This window comes from Acinetobacter seohaensis (genome assembly GCF_056431365.1).
Window position 1 is genome coordinate 1 of the sequence record NZ_JBWKMK010000125.1, and the last position, 19,453, is coordinate 19,453.

The 19,453-nt window shown below is 41.7% G+C and carries 19 protein-coding genes, 2 tRNA genes and 1 pseudogene; 11 read left to right on the forward strand and 11 right to left on the reverse strand.

The window, feature by feature from the left end:
- Window positions 1-126: 126 nt before the first annotated feature.
- Window positions 127-414 (forward strand): annotated as a pseudogene (locus AC07E5_RS11180) (transposase); the annotation flags it as partial.
- A 345-nt stretch (window positions 415-759) separates the two neighbouring features.
- Here AC07E5_RS11180 and hisF read toward each other — a convergent pair.
- On the reverse strand, window positions 760-1,518 hold the full coding sequence (hisF, locus tag AC07E5_RS11185) for an imidazole glycerol phosphate synthase subunit HisF (RefSeq protein WP_154320232.1): 759 nt from the start codon (window positions 1,516-1,518) through the stop codon (window positions 760-762).
- A gap of 113 nt (window positions 1,519-1,631) precedes the next feature.
- Here hisF and AC07E5_RS11190 point away from each other — a divergent pair, with 113 nt between their 5' ends.
- From AC07E5_RS11190 to AC07E5_RS11200, 3 genes are read left to right on the forward strand one after another with little or no spacing between them, the layout of a single operon-like run.
- Window positions 1,632-2,582: a homoserine kinase gene (locus AC07E5_RS11190; RefSeq protein WP_154320233.1), complete on the forward strand. Its 951-nt coding sequence runs from the start codon at window positions 1,632-1,634 to the stop codon at window positions 2,580-2,582.
- Window positions 2,583-2,594: 12 nt separating this feature from the next.
- The gene (locus tag AC07E5_RS11195; RefSeq protein ID WP_253131909.1) at window positions 2,595-3,224 is read left to right on the forward strand and encodes a DUF1294 domain-containing protein; all 630 of its coding nucleotides are present in this window, start codon (window positions 2,595-2,597) and stop codon (window positions 3,222-3,224) included.
- A gap of 40 nt (window positions 3,225-3,264) precedes the next feature.
- Complete coding sequence (locus AC07E5_RS11200) at window positions 3,265-3,669, forward strand: DUF4870 family protein (RefSeq protein ID WP_004974391.1); 405 nt, start codon at window positions 3,265-3,267, stop codon at window positions 3,667-3,669.
- 55 nt (window positions 3,670-3,724) lie between these two features.
- Here the strand turns inward: AC07E5_RS11200 and AC07E5_RS11205 are convergent, their stop codons facing one another.
- From AC07E5_RS11205 to hisB, 6 genes are all read right to left on the reverse strand, one after another.
- Window positions 3,725-4,633: a DMT family transporter gene (locus AC07E5_RS11205; protein ID WP_253131911.1), complete on the reverse strand. Its 909-nt coding sequence runs from the start codon at window positions 4,631-4,633 to the stop codon at window positions 3,725-3,727.
- Between the two features lie 94 nt (window positions 4,634-4,727).
- Complete coding sequence (gene hisA, locus AC07E5_RS11210; RefSeq protein WP_004974395.1) at window positions 4,728-5,459, reverse strand: 1-(5-phosphoribosyl)-5-[(5-phosphoribosylamino)methylideneamino]imidazole-4-carboxamide isomerase; 732 nt, start codon at window positions 5,457-5,459, stop codon at window positions 4,728-4,730.
- 67 nt (window positions 5,460-5,526) lie between these two features.
- Window positions 5,527-6,204, reverse strand: coding sequence for a 3'-5' exonuclease family protein (locus AC07E5_RS11215; RefSeq protein WP_253131913.1), 678 nt, complete (start codon window positions 6,202-6,204; stop codon window positions 5,527-5,529).
- Between the two features lie 169 nt (window positions 6,205-6,373).
- The gene (locus AC07E5_RS11220; RefSeq protein ID WP_004974398.1) at window positions 6,374-6,844 is read right to left on the reverse strand and encodes a DUF805 domain-containing protein; all 471 of its coding nucleotides are present in this window, start codon (window positions 6,842-6,844) and stop codon (window positions 6,374-6,376) included.
- Between the two features lie 246 nt (window positions 6,845-7,090).
- Window positions 7,091-7,708, reverse strand: a complete 618-nt coding sequence (gene hisH / locus AC07E5_RS11225; protein ID WP_179989020.1) for an imidazole glycerol phosphate synthase subunit HisH — start codon at window positions 7,706-7,708, stop codon at window positions 7,091-7,093.
- Window positions 7,708-8,301: an imidazoleglycerol-phosphate dehydratase HisB gene (gene hisB, locus AC07E5_RS11230; RefSeq protein WP_096902642.1), complete on the reverse strand. Its 594-nt coding sequence runs from the start codon at window positions 8,299-8,301 to the stop codon at window positions 7,708-7,710. Before hisB ends, hisH begins: the two co-directional genes overlap by 1 nt.
- Window positions 8,302-8,397: 96 nt before the next feature.
- Here hisB and AC07E5_RS11235 point away from each other — a divergent pair, with 96 nt between their 5' ends.
- From AC07E5_RS11235 to AC07E5_RS11255, 5 genes are all read left to right on the forward strand, one after another.
- On the forward strand, window positions 8,398-8,775 hold the full coding sequence (locus AC07E5_RS11235) for a GNAT family N-acetyltransferase (protein WP_096902643.1): 378 nt from the start codon (window positions 8,398-8,400) through the stop codon (window positions 8,773-8,775).
- Between the two features lie 525 nt (window positions 8,776-9,300).
- Window positions 9,301-9,376, forward strand: a tRNA-Phe gene (locus AC07E5_RS11240).
- A 134-nt stretch (window positions 9,377-9,510) separates the two neighbouring features.
- Window positions 9,511-9,586 (forward strand) — tRNA-Phe (locus AC07E5_RS11245).
- 166 nt (window positions 9,587-9,752) lie between these two features.
- Complete coding sequence (locus AC07E5_RS11250; RefSeq protein WP_131260652.1) at window positions 9,753-10,487, forward strand: class I SAM-dependent methyltransferase; 735 nt, start codon at window positions 9,753-9,755, stop codon at window positions 10,485-10,487.
- Window positions 10,488-10,585: 98 nt separating this feature from the next.
- Window positions 10,586-10,981 carry a hypothetical protein gene (locus tag AC07E5_RS11255; protein WP_004974410.1) on the forward strand — a complete coding sequence of 132 codons (396 nt, stop codon included), beginning with the start codon at window positions 10,586-10,588 and terminating at the stop codon, window positions 10,979-10,981.
- Between the two features lie 105 nt (window positions 10,982-11,086).
- Here AC07E5_RS11255 and scpC read toward each other — a convergent pair whose 3' ends face one another.
- The 3 genes from scpC to ompR form a co-directional block, all read right to left on the reverse strand.
- Window positions 11,087-12,610, reverse strand: a complete 1,524-nt coding sequence (gene scpC, locus AC07E5_RS11260; protein ID WP_004974412.1) for a succinyl-CoA:acetate CoA-transferase ScpC — start codon at window positions 12,608-12,610, stop codon at window positions 11,087-11,089.
- Window positions 12,611-12,918: 308 nt separating this feature from the next.
- On the reverse strand, window positions 12,919-14,379 hold the full coding sequence (locus AC07E5_RS11265) for an ATP-binding protein (RefSeq protein ID WP_131260650.1): 1,461 nt from the start codon (window positions 14,377-14,379) through the stop codon (window positions 12,919-12,921).
- A gap of 168 nt (window positions 14,380-14,547) precedes the next feature.
- Window positions 14,548-15,312 carry an osmolarity response regulator transcription factor OmpR gene (ompR, locus tag AC07E5_RS11270; protein ID WP_004974415.1) on the reverse strand — a complete coding sequence of 255 codons (765 nt, stop codon included), beginning with the start codon at window positions 15,310-15,312 and terminating at the stop codon, window positions 14,548-14,550.
- A 347-nt stretch (window positions 15,313-15,659) separates the two neighbouring features.
- Here ompR and AC07E5_RS11275 point away from each other — a divergent pair, with 347 nt between their 5' ends.
- A complete protein-coding gene (locus AC07E5_RS11275; protein ID WP_498625492.1) occupies window positions 15,660-18,011 on the forward strand; it encodes a Tex family protein in 2,352 nt (783 codons plus the stop codon).
- Between the two features lie 76 nt (window positions 18,012-18,087).
- Window positions 18,088-19,200 (forward strand): hypothetical protein, encoded by a 1,113-nt coding sequence (locus AC07E5_RS11280; protein ID WP_253131917.1) that lies wholly within the window; start codon window positions 18,088-18,090, stop codon window positions 19,198-19,200.
- Here the strand turns inward: AC07E5_RS11280 and AC07E5_RS11285 are convergent.
- The coding region (locus AC07E5_RS11285) for a transposase (RefSeq protein ID WP_498625493.1) at window positions 19,178-19,453 on the reverse strand (276 nt) is incomplete at its 5' end. The two genes, AC07E5_RS11280 and AC07E5_RS11285, sit on opposite strands and share 23 nt — an antisense overlap.

The following is a 19,453-nucleotide window of genomic DNA, read 5'->3' on the forward strand; positions in this document are numbered from 1 at the left end:
ATTTAAGTGATGTGCTGAAAAGGTTGCCGACACATAAAGTGACTCAGATTGAAGAATTGCTACCACACCGCTGGAAATCCAACTCAAATTAAAAAATAGGCATGGGGTTCAGCGGACGCTTACGATGATCTAAATCCATTCAGCCGATTGTTGACTAAACTGACTATTTTAGCGGCTCTCAATGCCGGACTTACCCTACACCTCGGACATGAAAGAAAGCTCGTAAGCGCGGTTCTAATGCTCGCAATGGTCATTCAAGTAAGACCTTACGGATGATGGTGAGATTCAGATCACGACACCAGGAGATCGTGATGACACACTTCAGTCACAGCTGTTTAAAAAGAAAGAGAAGCACGACTTCGCAAGGCTATCACGCGAATGGATAGCCAGATTCTATCCCTTTATATCAAAGGCTCCCAGAGGGAAACTGGAATTTACAGCCTTGTACCCTGTCATTTTCTTCACCATTTTCAACTGCAATAAGCTTATGAGTATGATGACTGTGATTCAATCCTTTACTGAATTTCATGCTGGCTTTTTGAGTCCTGAACTTTGACTCATCCAGATAAGGAAAACGTCAGCTCAATATTGACGGGTATCTATGGAACACAAGGGGTTCTTAAAGCGAAATATGGGACAGTAGTGGCATTCGGACTCCTTTTTTTCTGCCTGTATTTTGGGCTAAATAAAAAAGTGTAACCCGAAGATTACACTTTTAAAGCTCAAAAACTAAAGTCCAAAACAGTTTTGTTTTAGAAATTACAAACGCATTTCAATGCCTTGTGCTGCCAAATATTGTTTGGCTTCAGGAATGGTATGCTGACCAAAGTGGAAAATTGAGGCTGCCAGTACCGCATCGGCACCGCCTTTTAGAATCCCATCGGCCAAGTGTTGTAAATTACCTACACCGCCAGAAGCAATGGTAGGTACCATTACACGGTCATTGATGGCACGCATGAGCGCCAAGTCATAGCCTGCTTTGGTGCCATCGGCATCCATTGAGGTGACCAATAGCTCACCTGCGCCGTAGTCTGCCATTTTCACTGCCCATTCAATGGCATCAATACCTGTTGGTTTACGACCACCGTGGGTGAAAATTTCCCATTTGTTATCACCCGTTTTTTTCGCATCAATGGCAACTACAATACATTGCGCGCCAAAACGCTGTGAGGCTTCTTGCACAAATTCAGGGTTAAAGACGGCTGCAGAGTTAATGCTGACTTTATCTGCACCTGCGTTCAATAATAGGCGAATGTCTTCAACCTTGCGCACGCCACCACCAACGGTGAGGGGCACGAACACGGTTTCTGCCATACGTTCTACGGTACGATAAGTCGTATCACGACCATGATGGGTAGCGGTAATGTCTAAAAAGGTGATTTCATCGGCACCTTGTTCATTATAACGACGCGCCACTTCGACAGGGTCGCCCGCATCACGAATATCAAGGAATTGCACGCCCTTGACCACGCGACCATTATCTACGTCTAGGCAAGGAATAATACGTTTCGCTAGCATAAATTTTTCCAATTATTACAGCCGATTATGAAACTCACCCACACAAGCGCTACACCTTGGCAGATGGAGCGGGTATTCTATCAAACTTAGCTCAGGTTTTTCGCAGGTTTTCTATGTCGGTTTATACTCCTTTGACTTTAAAGGAAGTTCAGGTCTTTGCAGCGCCTTATGGATTGGAGGTGGTCGAGCTGATTCCCATTCAAGGGGGGATTCAAAATACCAATTATTTTTTGCGCTGCGACAATCAAAACGAGTACGTGCTGACCATTTTTGAAGAATTAGATCAGCAAGCGGCAGGTGAATTAATTCCTGTATTGCAGCATTTGGGGCAAGCGGGTTTGCCTGTGGCAGTGCCTTTATCCTATTCGGGACAAGCCATTCACCAATTAAAAGAAAAACCTGCACAAATTGCACCGCGTTTAATTGGGCAGCATCCGACACTGGCAACAGTGGCGCAAGTGGAAGCGATTGCGATTGCACAAGCCAAAATGCATGTGGCCTTACAAAATTTTCCTTTGCAGCGCGATCATGTACGTGATCATGCTTATTGGGCAGGGGTCGCACGCCAATTAAAACCAAGCATGCATGTGGCCGATCAAGCCTTACTGTCCAAACTTTTGGGCTTGTATGAAGCTTTAACCGCAGTCTATCCGCAGCGTCCCAAAGGTTTTATTCACTCGGATTTATTCCGTGACAATACCTTGTTTGCAGATGATCAGTTGCAAGGCATTTTAGATTTTTATGAATTAAATCAAGATGAATTGCTGTTTGATATTGCGATTACGCTGAATGATTTTTGTACCGATTTTCCTGAGCTGAGCTTAAATGAAAGCAAGGCGATTGCATTTTTAAATGCCTACGAAACGGTGCGTCCTTTAACCCAAGACGAAAAAGCCTGTTTGGAACTGTATTTGGCAATGGCGGCAGGACGTTTTTGGTTAATGCGTTTGCAGGTGGCTGCTAAAAATGCGGCAGAAGGGCGGACAGGCGCAGATATTTTGCAGAAAAATCCAGATGAAATGCGGAATATGCTGATTGAACGCTTAAAGTTTGTGACAGCTTGAGGGATATAGAACATGCGTGATCAAGGGCGTTTAGTCGAATGGTTTGATGAGCAGGGTTATGGGTTTATTCAGCCGAATGACCACCAAAAAGATCGCGTGTTTTTACACATTAAGGACTTCGCCCGACAAGGGCCACGTCCAATTGTGGGCTGTGCCTTGGAATATACCGTAACTGTGGATGAGCGCGGACGTTACCGAGCACAGCAAGCGGTGTATTTAAAAGCTTCGCAGACCAAAGTAGCAAAGGCATCTGCTGTGAGTGCGAAAACATCCAACATCACGCAAAAAATGCAGCCGATGCAAATATTATGTGTGGCTTATATTGTTGCTTTGGCTTTGCTGACGCTGTTGGGATTGCTCAGCGGCATGTTGTTATTATTCATCAGTTTGATGAATGCGCTGAGTTATTGGCTGTATGCACAAGATAAAGAAGCTGCACAGCAGGGTGGACGTCGTATTCCTGAAAATAACTTGCATATTGTGGCTTTTTTAGGGGGTTGGCCTGCAGCATGGTTAGCACAACAAAAATTACGCCATAAAACACAAAAACAACCCTTTGGTAAGATTTATTTTTGTACGATAGGCTTAAATATCTTGCTGATTTTATGGATGATTTCTCCGTTGAATCAGCTTAACATCTAATTGGGAATATTGTTCCAGTAACAGGCTTGTCAGGTGCATTATGTCAGACGCAGAGCATTCATATTCAGTAGATCAAGACCCACATCGTTCATTGACCATGATTTTATATGTGCTGTATATCGTGGCGATTTTTTCTGCGGGGATATTGGCCGTGATTGCCTTAATCATCAACTATTTAAAACGTAGTGATGTACAAGGTTCAATTTTTGCCAGTCATTTTACTTGGCAAATTCGCAGCTTCTGGTGGTATCTGTTTTGGAATATTGTGGCCTTTGTGCCGTTCTTTTTGGTGTTCTTTAGTCCAGATGCGCAAAGCTTTGCCAGTATGACTTTGGCTGCGACACTTTTCTGTATCGCAGTGGTTGCTATTTCGTGGTTATGGATTGTTTACCGTGCTATACGCGGTTTAATTCGCGTGAATGATAATTTACCGATGTATCATTAAATTCACGTTCGTTCGTCTTTTTAAGATGTTTTGAGCGATCTTGCCGAGATGCTGTTCATTCAACTTTTTGGGATGATGTGTTTCGTTTTAAAAATTTTGGTCGCCATTCGCTGACCAGCACGCCTAAAACCACCAGTAGTCCACCGAACAACGCCAGAACTGCCAAGCGCTCGCCTGCCAAACGTCCAATCAATGCGGCCCAAACAGGCTCACCTGCATAAATAATAGCAGCTTGCGCAGGGTCTACTTGTCGTTGCGCCCAGTTCATCACCAATTGAATCACGGCACTGGCAATGCCTAAGCCGAACAAAACAGCAAGGAGTGACCACTGAAATTCGGGCAATTGAGTTTCTCCAACCCATGGTGCAATCGCAAAACACAATAACGATGCACAACCCAGTTGGATGAGGGTAACGCGCTTTAAATTGACCCGATTGGCAAAATAGCCAATTAAAATAATTTCAAAGGCAATCGCAATTGAACCGATTAAAGTAATGGCTTGTCCAAAACTTAACTGAATTGCGCCTAAGCCATTGCCTGTTAAAAAGACCAAGCCGACAAATGCCAAAATAGCACCCAACCAAGTCATGACATGCGGACGTTGATCAAAGCATAACCACAGCAATAGCGGTACAAGCGGGACATACAGCGCCGTTAAAAAGGCCGATTCGCTACTGCTGATACTTTGTAAGCCAATGGTTTGAGTGACATAACCTAGCGCAATGACTGCGCCTATGGCAAAGCCTGCATAGAGTTCATCGAGGCTAAAACCACGTAAGCTTCGCCATGAAATCAGCCCCACGGCCAACGTGGCTGCGGCAAAACGTAAGCCTACAAACAGTACGGGACTGCTGAAGTTCAAACCGTATTGCACGGTAATGAAGGTTGCACCCCAAATTAAGGTAATCAAAATGAGCGCCAGTTGCGGCGCTTTGCTGCGAAGCATTGGTGAAAGCTGAGACATAGAACCAGTGGGAGATGAAGAAAACTCAAAATGAGTAAAATAAAATCAAAATAAAAAAGAGGTCCGCAGACCTCTTTAAAAATACGCGGCAGAATTACAAAGATTGCTCATCTAAAAGCAACTGTGCCTCACGCAGGCTTAACGTGCCTTCGTAAATTGCACGACCTGTAATCGCACCTAAAATGCCAGGCTGACCTTTTAGGTTGCGTACGTCATCTAAATTGGTCACACCGCCAGAAGCAATCACGGGTAAGCCTGAATATTGCGCCAAGTTTACGGTTTGTTCTACGTTCACACCTTGCATCATGCCATCACGGGCAATATCGGTATAAACAATGCTAGATACACCTGCATCGGCAAAACGCTTAGCTAAATCTGTTGCCTTCACGTCTGTGACGTTGGCCCAACCATCAGTAGCCACCATGCCATTCATGGCGTCAATGCCGACAATGATGTGTCCTGCAAATTTCTTGCAGGCTTCTTCTACAAAAGTAGGCTCTTGTACGGCTTTGGTACCAATAATCACGAACGATACGCCTGCATCCAAATAGTGTTCGATGGTTTCGAGTGAACGAATACCGCCACCAATTTGAATTGGAAGATCCGGTTGTGATTTTGCAATCGCTTCAACCACAGGTTTATGAATTGGCGTACCTGCGAAAGCGCCGTTTAAATCGACTAAATGCAAGCGACGCGCGCCTTCATTTACCCAGTGTTGTGCTGTTGCCACTGGATCGTCAGAAAATACAGTATCATCTTCCATACGACCTTGTTTTAAACGAACACACTTGCCATCTTTCAGGTCAATTGCAGGGATGATCAGCATGCTTTCGCTCCTTGCCAAAAACTTATTGAATTCAATCTGTGCATCTTAACAAAGTATTGTTAAATCTCTAAGCATCTGTTGTAGGTTTTGTTTTAGAGGGACGAATCCGCAATTTGAGTGAACTGTTTGGGATATGCTCGGGCAATAGACCCAAACGCCCCAATTCTTCAAATATCAACACAGGTGCGTAGGCATCGGCGGCAGCATAGGCAATTTGTGCTTTACTGAGCTGTTTGCATGCCCAGTTTGAGGTGCTGATACTTCGGCTTTTAGGGAAATGAACGTGAAATAATAATGCCATGGCATTTTTAAGCCCAAGCGGACTTTTAAAACCAAAACTGCCAAAACATTTGGATAGTTCAATCACGCTATTCAGTTGTATACCTTTTTTACGAAATAAATGGGCATCATTTTTCAGCCCAAAACCTACTTTAATTTGATCGCGATTGGCAAAAACTGGCTGCAAAAATTGCCAAATGTCATCATTGAGCTGAAATAGATAGGCTTTTTCTAAGGTTGCGAGCTGAATTAAATGCGGGCCTGTAGAAACTTCGCCTACATTAAACGTGGGTTTAGATTCAGAATCGAAACCCAAGACAGCTGCGGTTTTCAGTTCAGCTTCAATTGCTAGACATTGCTCTAGATTTTGAATCAGTACAATATTTTGACGCGCAATATTTTCAAACAGTGGCAATTGCCGAATTTCATCAGGGCTAGGCAGGGTACGCAGACGAGTGAGATCCATAACATTCAAAGCGGTAAAGAAGCGGTTTTAGCCTAAAGCGTTTTGCGGAATTTGGCAAAGTTTAAAAGATTGAAAATGCTGTGCAGGACAAAGATTGCAGCGAATATCCTGAAAAAATAGCCCAATAGATGGGCTATTTCGAAATATCAACCAAGTGGAATATTTTTGCTTAGACGTTGCTGAATATACCTGACAAGAAGCTGCCAATAATCGCCAAAATCATCAGCACAATAAAAATCCAAGCCAGTACTTTTTCCCAACCTGCAGTTTCACGTACCGCACCATAGCTATTTTGACGATCATCGCCAGGTGCAAATACCAAATATAAACCCATAATAATATTCACCAAAGGCACCAAAATCAGCAAAGATAACCAGCCAGTATGATTGCGGTCATGCAAGCGGCGGATGGTGAAAATAAAGCTAAAATAGAACGCAACGATATAAATGATCACGAGCAAGATCATGCCGATGCCCATAGAGCCAGAGCCGAGCTCTAGCAATAAATTGGGTGCAACAACGGCAATAATTGCAATCAGTACTGCAAGCCCCAAGCTGAGCAAACAGTTCCACGCTAAAAATGATAATCGACCAAAACGCCCCGCTGCACTGAGTGCAGAATCTTCTACATATTGACTCATTGTTGTAATTCCTAGATTTTTTGAATTTTCTGTCGCACAGCATATATTTGCGAAAAATCTTGTGAGATATTTCTCTCACATCGCAAACATAGACCAATTATCGACAGCCCCTCAGTTTATTTTGAATAAAAAGGTATAAAACGCTTTAATTTTAAACACAAATCAGTGTGCAATAACAGTGAAAAACATTCACGCATAAATAAAGCCGAGATTAACTCAGCTTTAAAGGGAGGATCATCTTGAAGGTTAGATGCTCCATTCCACAAAGTTTTTTAGTAACTGTAAACCCACAGTGTGACTTTTTTCTGGATGGAACTGTGTCGCAAATAAGTTGTCTTGATGCAGAGCCGTACAGAACGTTAAACCGTAATCACAGGTCGCAGCCACGATTTTTTCATCTTGTGGTTCGACATAAAAACTATGCACGAAGTAAAAACGTGCATCTTGTTCAATGTTGTTCCACATAGGGTGGTTCGGGTCACGTTGATGTACCTGATTCCAACCCATGTGTGGCACTTTTAAACCTGCTACTTCAGGAAAGCGTTTGACTGTACCTGCAAAAATGCCCAGTGCATCTGCTCCGCCATTTTCTTCGGAATGTTGCATCAGCGCCTGCATGCCTACACAAATTGCAAGTACAGGTTTATTAAAGACCGCGTTGCGTACCACGTCATCAATGCCAGCTTCATGCATGCCTTGCATACAATCACGCATAGCACCCACACCTGGAAACACAATTTTATCGGCTTGTGCAATCAGTTTTGGGTCATTGGTCACATCTACCGTTGCACCCACATGCTCTAAAGCTTTCGCTGCAGAGTGTAAATTTCCCATGCCATAGTCAAGAAGGGCAATTCGGGTCATTAGAGTGTTCCTTTGGTTGATGCCACTGTATTTTCAGCACGCGGATCGACTTCACATGCCATGCGTAAAGCACGTGCAAATGCTTTAAATACGCTTTCAATTTGGTGGTGGCTGTTTTTACCTTTGAGGTTGTCGATGTGCAGTGTCATTAATGCATGGTTGACAAAGCCTTGGAAGAATTCTGAGAATAAATCCACATCAAAAGTACCAATACGTGCGCGGGTAAATGGAATATCCATAAATAAACCCGGACGACCCGATAAATCGACAATCACACGGCTTAAAGATTCATCAAGTGGTGCGTAAAAGTGACCGTAGCGTCGTAAACCTTTTTTATCGCCCAAAGCTTGAGCAAAAGCTTGTCCAAGCGTGATACCACAGTCTTCTACAGTGTGGTGATCATCAATTTCCAAGTCGCCATCACAATGAATATCAATATCAAACAAACCGTGTCGCTTGATTTGATCAATCATATGGTCTAAAAATGGAACTCCAGTGTTGAGTGTGCCTTGACCCGTACCGTCCAGATTCACACGAACTCGAATTTTAGTTTCGTTGGTATTTCTCACCACTTCACTGATACGTTGGGTCATAGACACGTTCCTCAAAAAACGTCAAAAATGATTGATGTAAAATGTTTTCGCTGTGACGAAGTCTCAGCATATTAGATTGCTCAGGAGGGTTAATCAATGCCTATTACCGTACATGCCTATACTTCACTGGAAAATACCGAAGTGCGCAGCCAGCTTGAGCGACTGTATGATACCAGCCCTGAATTTGGCGATGGGCAAGATGCGGTAAGCCAACTTGAGCAGAACTTGGCTCAGTATACCCTACTTTACACGGCAGAATTTAATACTAAAGTGATTGGTGCGATTTGGTGCACAGGGCAAGATGATCATCGTACGCTTGAATATATTGTGGTGCATCCTGCAAACCGTGGTCGAGGTGTGGCAGATCGTTTGGTGAGTGAGGTGTGCCGTATGGAAGAAGCCAAAGGTGTGCAGCACTTTCAGCCGGGTTGTGGTGCGATTCATCGTTGTTTGGCGCATTTGGGTAAGTTGTGAGTTTTTAAAAAGCTGACGTTGTGTCTGTCTTTTCAGTTTATCCGTATAGGTCAAAATTAAATTAGTATCGAAAATCCCTTCTCTTGCGCCATATATGGCTCAGGGATGAGGGATATCTTCCGTAAGAGGATGATGGGGGATTGAAGTATGGTTTTAATCGGATTTGTGAAAGAAGTTTATCTAAATCCTATATTGTTTTTTGTGCTTGCACAGCCACAATTTTTAGCTAAGGTTTAAATAGCTTTGCGTAGGCATCTTCCTACTTTGGCAAGACCCAAAGTAGGCAAAAGTCTTTTGTTACCCATACACGACATCCTTGTCGTGATGGGTAACGTGGGGCATCCGTGCCCCACATTCGCGTATCGGAAGTTTGTCAAAATTTAATTGGAAAAGAACTCATTTTTAAATTTTTGGGTGATATTTCAGCAGAAATAGAATGAGGTTGCTGTAAAAGTAAACATTTGCACTGAAAAGCGAAAAAGACTATTGACGATTTACAGCTGAAACTGTTTAATACGCGTCATTGGCGTGATAGCTCAGTCGGTAGAGCAACGGATTGAAAATCCGTGTGTCCCCAGTTCGATCCTGGGTCTCGCCACCATATTCAAAACGGTTAAACGTTTTCAATCCCTGATCCCATCAGGGATTTTTTTTGCATAAAATTTATGCGATCAAATAAAAAAGTGATGATTTTTATTGACTATTCAGCCGAGATACGGCTTAATACACGGCATTGGCGTGATAGCTCAGTCGGTAGAGCAACGGATTGAAAATCCGTGTGTCCCCAGTTCGATCCTGGGTCTCGCCACCATATTCAAAAAGCCTCAAACAATGTTTGGGGCTTTTTTATGCGCAAAATTTTTTATGTCTAAAATAAAATCTTGTATTCAAACCCGCTTTGCATCTTCATCTAAAGTCCACAATACGTATTAAACAAGCTGAATTAAAATCAAGCGATCATGGTCAGGGAATGCAGCATGAAAGATTTGTTTTCGCAGGGCAGCGATTTATATCGTCAGGCACGTCCGCAGTATTCAACCGCGATTGTCGATACGATTTTACAACATGTGCCAGAGCGCGGTTTGACATGGGACTGCGGTGCAGGTTCAGGGCAGTTTACCCAGTTATTAACGCCACATTTTCAGCAGATTTTAGCCACGGATTTAAGTCAGGCACAGCTGGATCAAGCACCACAGTGGGAAAATGTGCGTTATCGCGCTTGTTTGGCGCAAGACAGCGGATTGGCAGATGCGAGTGTGGATTTAATTACCGTTGCACAAGCGATTCACTGGTTCAAGTTTGATGCCTTTTATGCCGAAGTGCATCGGGTGCTAAAACCGAGTGGAATATTTGCTGCGGTGGGCTACGGTCTGATTCAAGCTGTAGATCCTGAGGTGAATACCGCAATTCAACGCTTGTATTTTCAGACCTTAAAAGGTTGTTGGGATGCTGAACGTCGTTATATTGATGACTTATATCGCACGATTCCTTTCCCATTTCAAGAAATCGTGACACCCGAACTTTGCCTGAAATATCGTTGGTCGGCAGCACAATTGCTGAATTATTTAAACACTTGGTCGGGACTGCAGCATTATTTAAAGCAACATACTGATACGCCCTTGCTTGAATTACAACAATTGTTGCAGCAGCAACCTGCTCAGGGCTTGGAAATTCAGTTTCCAGTTTTGCTGCGTTTAGGTCGCTTGGTATAAAAAGTCAATGTATTGAGTGATTTTTGAACTTAAAATATAAGTTGGTGAAAAAAGGATGTTTCTCCACAGGTGTAATTTACCTATGTGCGAGGTGTCCAATGTTAAAATTTTCTCTCCCTATTTTATTCAGTCTTGCGCTGAGTCTCCCTGCGACTGCTTTTGCCAATCTTGATCAGCCTTTACAGGTCTTGGATGATTGTGCATTAAGTGCAGAATATGGGCAATCCAACAGCTTAAATTTGCTGCATGATCAATACCGTTTTACCGCGCAAGATGTGGTGAATCAAGTTCGAGCTGAACAAAACCTAGACTTAGCAAGCAAATTTGCAACTTTGGGTTCTCGTTTTTATATCAACCCGCAAGGTCAAACTGTGCTGCAAATTCAACGTGATGTGGTGTCTTTGGGTGTGATTGAAACCACACTCAGTGTAGATGGTTTACGCCAGTTAGGGCAGCATTTTATAGATGAATTTAAAGCTTTGGCATTTGAGTAAAATGGAGTGCGTTGTCGCAAATGACCTTGTGACAATCTAAGACATAAAAACTTAAGACATAAAAAAACGCCCTGAAAAATCAGGGCGTTTTTTATTGCACGCGAATTATGCTGGTTGCGCAGATTCTTGTTGTGCAGGAGTCAACATGTGACCGTGTTCTTCGAAGTTTGCATGCCAAGATAATGCTTCACGAAGTAGGTGAGGAGTGTGACCACCTTTTGCACATGCACGCTCAAAGTAATCATTCAATGCATTGCGGTACATTGGGTGTACACAGTTGTCGATAATCGCACGAGCGCGTTCACGTGGTGCAAGACCGCGTAAATCTGCTAAACCTTGCTCAGTAACCAAAATGTCAACGTCGTGTTCGTTGTGGTCTACGTGCGCAGCCATTGGAACGATAGATGAAATGTCACCGCCTTTCGCAATTGATTTAGTCACGAAAATCGCCAAGTGTGCGTTACGCGCGAAGTCACCTGAACCACCAATACCGTTCATCATTTTGGTACCGCATACGTGGGTTGAGTTCACGTTACCGTAAATATCAAACTCAAGTGCAGTGTTAATGCCAATGATGCCTAAACGACGTACTAACTCAGGGAAGTTAGAGATTTCTTGTGGACGTAAAATGAATTTGTCTTTGTAGTGTGCAAGATTACCAAATACGCGATCGCCACATTTTTCAGACAAAGTCATTGAACAGCCAGAAGCGAACTTCATTTTGCCTGCATCAATCAATTCAAACGTACAGTCTTGGAGTACTTCTGAGTACATCACCAAGTCTTCAAAGTTAGAGTGTTTGAAGCCTGTTAATACTGCGTTTGCAATTGAACCGATACCTGCTTGTAAAGGTGCCAAGTTTTTCGGTAAACGACCTTGAGCTACTTCGTTTTCAAAGAATGCGATCAAGTGATCTGCAATTGCTTGAGTTTCGTCATCTGGATCGGTCACGTTAGATGGAGAGTCAAGCAAGGTATCGTTAAATACAATACCCACAACTTTTGCAGGGTCTAACTGAATACCTTTGGTTCCAATACGTTGTTCAACGTGAGTTAATGGCACTGGACCACGTGTTGGACGTGCTTCAGGAATATAAATGTCGTGTAGGCCTTCAAATTCTGTGCTTACAGTGGTGTTGATTTCGATAATGACTTTATCTGCATATTCAACAAAGCTTGCAGAGTTACCTACAGAAGTTGTTGGAATAATTAAGCTGTCTTCAGTAATTGCAACTGCTTCAACAATCGCGATGTCTGGGCGTTTTAGCGTGTTGTTACGCATTTGCTCAACAGTTTCAGACAAGTGTTGGTCAATGAACATAACTTGACCTTGGTTAATTGCTTTACGCAAGGTGTTGTCTACTTGGAACGGCATACGACGAGCCAAAACACCTGCTTCAGTCAATTGCTTGTCTAAATCATTACCAAGACTTGCGCCAGTAATTAAGTCAATTTTTAAAGGGTTGGTTTTAGCGCGTGCCACCAATGCAAGTGGAACAGCTTTTGCTTCACCCGCACGAGTAAAGCCACTCATACCTACGGTCATACCATCTTGAACGAATTCAGCAGCTTGTTCTGCGCTGATTACTTTGTCGTGGAGGGAGGCTAAACGGATGCGATCTAAAGACATGGCGAACTCTCGTAAAATACTAGACTGATACCGATTGTACCGATCAAAAAAGGTATTTTGCATAGGTGTTAGGCTAAGGTCTAATTTTTTGCCTAAATGGTGGTATAAAAATATAAAATAATACATAAATAATTGAATTTAATCGTTTATTTATATATCAAAAGGTAAATATTACAATTTGTTTGATATATTTTTATACAATTTTGATATGCACCATCTGAATTTTTTACTTTGATCGTCCATCCGATTTGCTGTTGGTCTGAAATTGGTATATAGCAAGCCAGATAGAGATCAAAAGCGTCAGCCGTTTAGAAGTGTTCACTCAAACTTTGTTTGATTTTTTCCAGCGTGCCAACATTATTTTTTTCTTCAACGATTTCAGGTTGTAACGGCAGGGTAATGATGGCTTCAAGACCACCGTGTTCACGGTTTTGAATGGTGAGCTCGCCCTGATGAATATCGACAATACGTTTTACAATTGCCAAACCTAAGCCACTGCCTTGTACAGTACGTGCTTCATTGCCGCGTACAAAAGGCTGCATTAAATCGGCAATTTGGTCTTCTGGAATGCCTGTACCGTTGTCTGCCACGCTAATCCGAATGTGTTCATCCAGCACTTCTGCAGACAACTCAATTGGCTCTGCACCATAGCGTTTCGAGTTATTAATCAGGTTGCCAATCAGACGTTTCAGCGATAAACTGCGCGCCTGAATTAAAGGTAATTCTTGTGCGTTAAAGCGAATATCCAACGGTTTAAATTGAATAATCAATTCCTGCAGCAAAACATTTAAATCGGTTTCTTGTAATTCTTCATCGGAACCATCACGCATATAAGAAATGAATTGATTTAAAATCGCATCCATATCTTCTACATCGTAAATTAAGCCTTCTTTTAAAAAATCATCATCGGGCATCATTTCGGCACTTAAACGAATCCGTGTCAGTGGCGTGCGCAGGTCGTGTGAAATACCTGCCAACATGATACGACGGTCACGTTCAGTCTGTTCCAAGGTATAAATCATGTGATTAAAGGCTTGGTTGACCTCACGAATTTCCTGCGGACCGTGATTGGTTTCTAAATAAGGTGCTTTGCCTGTTTTACTGTAGCTATTGGCGGCATTTTGCAGACGACGCAAAGGGCGGTTCAGCTGACGCACCAAAGTTAAAATAATAGCGGCTGCGAAAAGTGGGATACCCAAGAGCCAGCCAAACACCAGTTCAGGGCTGTAGTTGGCATAGGTTTTAAGGGGTTCACGTACCCAGTTGCCATTCATTTCTGGGGTTTGAATCCAAATACGCGGGCTTGGTTTGAACTGGAAATAGACCGTGACATCCTGCATTTTTAATTCAGTTGCCAGTTTCTTTTCTATTTGTTGGGTAAAAAACTCTGCAATGACTTTTTCCCGTACATTAGGAAACTCACGTGGATCGGTTACATATTCAATGCCGACCCGATTTTTAAGCCACGCATCGACATCGACTTCGGCTTCATTGTGAAAAATGCGCAAATCTGGATTGTTTAAAATTTCCAGTTCAACCGCTAAATAGCGGGCGTGTTGTTGAATTTCAGGTAAATACAAGGTGCGCCAAAAGAACCACAACGACATAAACAGGCTAAACAACACCACAAAAACCACCAGTACCGTGGTGCGCATGGCTGCAGAGCGTGGTTTGATTTTGTCCAGAAAACGCTCCCAGCGGGTACGTTTCTTTTCAGAATACGCCACATAGTCGGTAAATTCTTGTGGGTCGATGGGTTCGAGTTTCACATCTTGTCCTGTGGCAGAGGTTGTAAAGCGAATTTAGTGAGTGAAATTTTATGATGAATATACTTGTTATTGGAATGTCTGTTCTTTAAATCTAGCACAATGATCGGTGTGCATAAATGTTGATCATTGCATGAAGATGTGAGGCTGAAGCCTCACATCATTTTCAACTTATTCCGCACCATCTGGAACAAATACATAACCGACACCCCAAACCGTTTGAATATAACGTGCACGGGCAGGGTTTTCTTCAATTAAACGACGTAAACGTGAAACCTGAACATCAATCGAACGCTCCATCGCACCCCATTCACGACCACGCGCCAAATTCATTAACTTGTCACGGGTTAAAGGCTCACGAGGATGTTGTACCAACGCTTTGAGTACTGCAAATTCACCTGTAGTTAGGGTCACGACCTGACCTTCACGTGTCAAAGTACGGGTCGATAAATCTAGTGACCATGGGCCAAAACCAACCACTTCCATTTGCTGACTTGGTGCACCTGGTACCTCGCGCACTTGACGACGCAATACAGCACGAATACGCGCTAACAGCTCATTTGGATTAAACGGTTTTGGTAAATAATCATCTGCACCTGCTTCAAGTCCTGCAATACGGTCAGAGTCACTGCCGCGAGCCGTCAGCATAATAATTGGCGTGTCGATGTTAGATTGACGTAAACGACGGCAAATACTTAAACCATCTTCAACAGGCAGCATAAAATCAAGCACGATTAAAGAGAACAGTTCACGCTGTAACAAACGATCCATTTGTGTCGCGTCGTGGGCAGTTTTGACCACAAAGCCCTTATCTTCCAAGAAACGCTGTAACAGGGTACGTAAACGCACATCATCATCGACAACGAGAATGCGTTCAACGCGGTCAGTTTCGCTGTGTACGGTATCTGTTTTTTCAGCAGGTACAACTAAACTCATGATGTGCTCCTTTATTCTTTATTGTCATCGTAAACAAAAAGTTGAGTTGGCTTTGAGTATACGATTCATTGGTATCTATTGCCTATGCTCTAAAGCAACAAATATTGCAGATAAAATCAAGACATAGATACCAAATATATACAGCATTCCCATGCGAAAAACTGACATATTTGTCCGTTTGAGTCTAACATAAGCCTGAATTTTATTTAGATTTATAAAATTTAGCCGAATTGGCAAAAATCGCCAAAAAACCACCATTTATAAAATTCATAAAACAATTGTGGATTTTATAGTCTTGGTCTTTATAATCATGGCTTTTAGTACTTATCCTTGTAGGATCACACACGATGACTGACTTAGTTCAGCAGTTAGCAAAAGAACTTGCCGTACGACCAAATCAAGTAGAAGCTGCCATCAAACTTATTGATGAAGGTGCTAGCGTTCCATTTATTGCACGTTACCGTAAAGAAGTGACGCAAGGTTTAGATGACACGCAGCTACGTCAGCTCGATACACGTTTATCGTATTTACGTGATTTATATGAGCGTCGCGAAAAAGTAATAGAATCACTCAAAGAACAAGATAAATTATCTGATGATTTATTGGCACGGGTTAACGCTGCTGAAACCAAAAATGCTTTAGAAGAAATTTACGCGCCTTACCGTCCAAAACGCACCAGTAAATCGTTTAAAGCTAAAGAAGCAGGTTTAGGCCCAATTGCAGCGCAAATTTTTGCAGAACAGGTTGAGCCAAGCGAAGCTTTAGCAGGCTTTAGTCATGCAGACTATCCTGATGCAGACAGTCAGCTAGATGCGGTACAACACATTCTGATTGATGAATGGGCACAAAATATTGCCTTAACCACAGAATTAAAAGAAATTTTTGCCAAAACAGCGGTATTAAAAAGCTTGGTTGCTTCTGAAGAGAAAAAAGAAGTGGGCAAAAAATTCCGTGATTACTTCGATTTTTCTGAAAGCCTGAACAAAGTGCCTTCACATCGCCTATTGGCGATGTTGCGTGGTCGCCAAGAAAACGTCTTGGGTTTAAAAGTTGATGGTGAAGACAGTGCACCTTTGGCACGTATTGAAACTGAATACAATTTAGATCAAATTCAGCCGCAAGCACGTCAGGACTTTTTAAAGCAAACGGCAAAATTGTTCTGGTTGGGCAAAGTGCGTCCACAAATCGAACATTCATTATTGACTGAAAAGCGTTTGGCTGCCGAAGCTGAAGCGATGGATGTCTTTGCAGAAAACTTGCGTCATTTATTGCTCTCTGCACCTGCAGGTGCGCGTTGTACGCTGGGCGTAGACCCTGGCATCCGTACAGGTGTCAAACTGGCTGTGGTGAACCAATCTGGCGATGTGGTTGCACATAGCACGGTTTATCCATTTGCACCTAAAGAAGACAAAGCAGGCGCGATTGAAGAACTTGCTCGTTTATGCCGTGAGCACAATGTTGATTTAATCGCGATTGGTAACGGGACTGCAAGCCGTGAAACTGAAGCGGTTGTGGCAGAAATGATGGCGGCGCACAGTGACTTGAAATTAACACGTGTGTCTGTATCTGAAGCGGGTGCATCTGTGTATTCAGCTTCTGAATTGGCATCGCAAGAGTTGCCAGAACTAGATGTGTCGATTCGTGGTGCAGTGTCGATTGCACGTCGTTTGCAAGACCCATTGGCAGAGTTGGTAAAAATTGATCCAAAATCAATCGGTGTGGGTCAGTATCAACATGACGTGAATCAGGCAGGTTTAGCAAAAACCTTAGAAGCTGTGGTAGAAGACTGTGTGAACTCGGTCGGTGTCGATGTCAACACGGCATCTTCAGCAATTTTGGGTTATATCGCAGGTTTGAATAAAGCCATTGCACAGCAAATTGTTGAATACCGTAAAGAACATGGCCGTTTTGACAATCGCCAAGCTTTGAAAAACGTACCGCGTTTAGGCGATCGTACTTTTGAACAAGCAGCAGGTTTCTTACGTATTCAGGCAGGTTCTGAGCCTTTGGATGCTTCTGCAGTGCACCCTGAATCTTATGGTTTAGTAGAAAAAATTGTGGCTGCCAAAGCGACCACGGTTAAAGATATTATTGGTAATACTGAAATTATCCGTTCGGTGAATGCTGAAGAATTTGTGGATGAGCAAGTCGGCTTACCAACTATTCAGGATGTTTTGTCTGAATTGGAAAAACCAGGTCGTGACCCACGTCCTGAATTCCGTACGGCTAAATTCCGTGAAGATATTACTGAAGTGGCGCAGTTGACTGAAGGCATGCAGCTTGAAGGTGTTGTAACCAACGTGACCAACTTTGGTGCTTTCGTGGATGTGGGCGTACATCAGGATGGTTTGGTGCATATTTCTGAGTTGGCCAATGAATTTGTGGCTGATCCGCATAAAGTGGTGAAACCAGGTCAAATTGTTCAAGTGCGTGTGTTGCAGGTTGATGTAGAGCGTAACCGTGTGAATTTATCGATGCGTCCTGAAGGTTCGGCTGCACCTGCAAAAGCAGCGCGTGCACCACGTCGTGATCAAGAACAGCGTACAGAGCGTAAGCCGCAGGCGAAACGTCCGCAGCAGTCGCGCCCTCAGGCGGATCGCCCACAGGCTAAAAAGCCACAAGCTGCTAAACCACAAGAGAATAAAATTGGTGGTTTAGGTGCCTTGTTGTTACAAGCAGGGATTAAAGGTTCAAAGTAATTTAATGAATTTCATAATTATTTAATTTAAAATAAAGAGAGCTAAAAAAGCTCTCTTTATTTTTTTGGTGGAATGTGTGAACAAAAAACTTGACGTGATTGTTGATTTTTATCGTTATAGAACTGAAATAAGAAGTTTATTAGAAAAAAATTATGAAAATACTAAAAGAGTAGATTTTGAAAGTTTTTTAGTAAAAATTGACAGGTTGCTAATAGATATTAAGAATGAAAAGCAATCTTTAAAAAAAAGTATCAGTGATATACAAGATAGTGATTTAGTATTTGATGAAAACACTCTCCATAAAAATGAGAATCATTTGAAATTCTGTGAGTTGCAAGAAAAATATTATAAGAATCTTAGGGGGAATGTTCTGATTCACAGACTTATAGAGATTAAAACAAAGAAAGAGATGAATGAAGATAGTTTCTTTAATATAGTAAAAAAACTTGACTTTAGTGATGGTATATATTTTTATAATTTAAGTTATTATTTGTATTTAATAGGATTTTACGATACAGATTTTTCTGATTCTATTTTTTTGAAAAAAATGTTTGATGATTTTTTGAATGTTAAAGTTCTTAATATATCTACTCATTTTAGTAATGATTATTTTAAAGTTTATTCTTTTTTGGAAAGGTTTTATGAAGAAAATTTTACTTCAATACTTTTTAATTATGATGAGAATTTGAACAATAAGGTAAAAGTAAGACAGGATTTAGATTTTGTTCTTTTTCTAAAGGATATAGCTAATGTAAGAATTTTAGATCTTCAAAATAATGTAATTGAAATGCTAACAAATCTTTTGGTTGATTTTGATAATGATTATGAAAGAAAAGTTGCACATTATACAAATTTTACAGTTGCAGAGCTTTTAGGGGCGAATAAAACTAAATTTCGACTAAACTCGACTGATTTTATGAATGATCCATCTGAAGGAAATATTTTATTTGAGTATTTTCATCTTAATAAAATTGAATATGATTCTCATAACAAAACTTTTTTAAGTTGTTTTACTTTTAATCATAATAGTTTAAATCAATTTAGATTGTACGGTTTATTTGATAATAAACCTTGTACTGGTGTAAGTCTTGTTTATGATTCAAATTTTTTCTTTAATACGAATACTATGATAATGGATTTTTTTAATGATGATAACTTAACCCCAGTTACGGATAAGCCAAAGATTTAATCACATGAATTTTAGGCTTATTCTTTTGGTAAAGTTGATACGCACATAGTGAAGAAAATACGCCTGCTAAAAAACCAGCAATCGAACGATGTTTACTCGTAACTAAGTGATATTTTTCTTTCAATGATCCTATCAATGTTTCAATTCTTTTACGTTGTCGTAGATGAAATTCATCAGAAAATGGCAATAAGGTCACTCTCATATTTTTTCTTGGATAAGTAATTAAATCAATGCCTTGCTCTTTAAGTGTTTC

Bases quoted from the DNA above. Each gene is read 5' to 3' on its own strand.
- hisF (WP_154320232.1), bottom strand. From the start codon at position 1,518: ATGCTAGCGAAACGTATTATTCCTTGCCTAGACGTAGATAATGGTCGC.
- AC07E5_RS11190 (WP_154320233.1), top strand. From the start codon at position 1,632: ATGTCGGTTTATACTCCTTTGACTTTAAAGGAAGTTCAGGTCTTTGCA.
- AC07E5_RS11195 (WP_253131909.1), top strand. From the start codon at position 2,595: ATGCGTGATCAAGGGCGTTTAGTCGAATGGTTTGATGAGCAGGGTTAT.
- AC07E5_RS11200 (WP_004974391.1), top strand. From the start codon at position 3,265: ATGTCAGACGCAGAGCATTCATATTCAGTAGATCAAGACCCACATCGT.
- AC07E5_RS11205 (WP_253131911.1), bottom strand. From the start codon at position 4,633: ATGTCTCAGCTTTCACCAATGCTTCGCAGCAAAGCGCCGCAACTGGCG.
- hisA (WP_004974395.1), bottom strand. From the start codon at position 5,459: ATGCTGATCATCCCTGCAATTGACCTGAAAGATGGCAAGTGTGTTCGT.
- AC07E5_RS11215 (WP_253131913.1), bottom strand. From the start codon at position 6,204: ATGGATCTCACTCGTCTGCGTACCCTGCCTAGCCCTGATGAAATTCGG.
- AC07E5_RS11220 (WP_004974398.1), bottom strand. From the start codon at position 6,844: ATGAGTCAATATGTAGAAGATTCTGCACTCAGTGCAGCGGGGCGTTTT.
- hisH (WP_179989020.1), bottom strand. From the start codon at position 7,708: ATGACCCGAATTGCCCTTCTTGACTATGGCATGGGAAATTTACACTCT.
- hisB (WP_096902642.1), bottom strand. From the start codon at position 8,301: ATGACCCAACGTATCAGTGAAGTGGTGAGAAATACCAACGAAACTAAA.
- AC07E5_RS11235 (WP_096902643.1), top strand. From the start codon at position 8,398: ATGCCTATTACCGTACATGCCTATACTTCACTGGAAAATACCGAAGTG.
- AC07E5_RS11250 (WP_131260652.1), top strand. From the start codon at position 9,753: ATGAAAGATTTGTTTTCGCAGGGCAGCGATTTATATCGTCAGGCACGT.
- AC07E5_RS11255 (WP_004974410.1), top strand. From the start codon at position 10,586: ATGTTAAAATTTTCTCTCCCTATTTTATTCAGTCTTGCGCTGAGTCTC.
- scpC (WP_004974412.1), bottom strand. From the start codon at position 12,610: ATGTCTTTAGATCGCATCCGTTTAGCCTCCCTCCACGACAAAGTAATC.
- ompR (WP_004974415.1), bottom strand. From the start codon at position 15,312: ATGAGTTTAGTTGTACCTGCTGAAAAAACAGATACCGTACACAGCGAA.
- AC07E5_RS11275 (WP_498625492.1), top strand. From the start codon at position 15,660: ATGACTGACTTAGTTCAGCAGTTAGCAAAAGAACTTGCCGTACGACCA.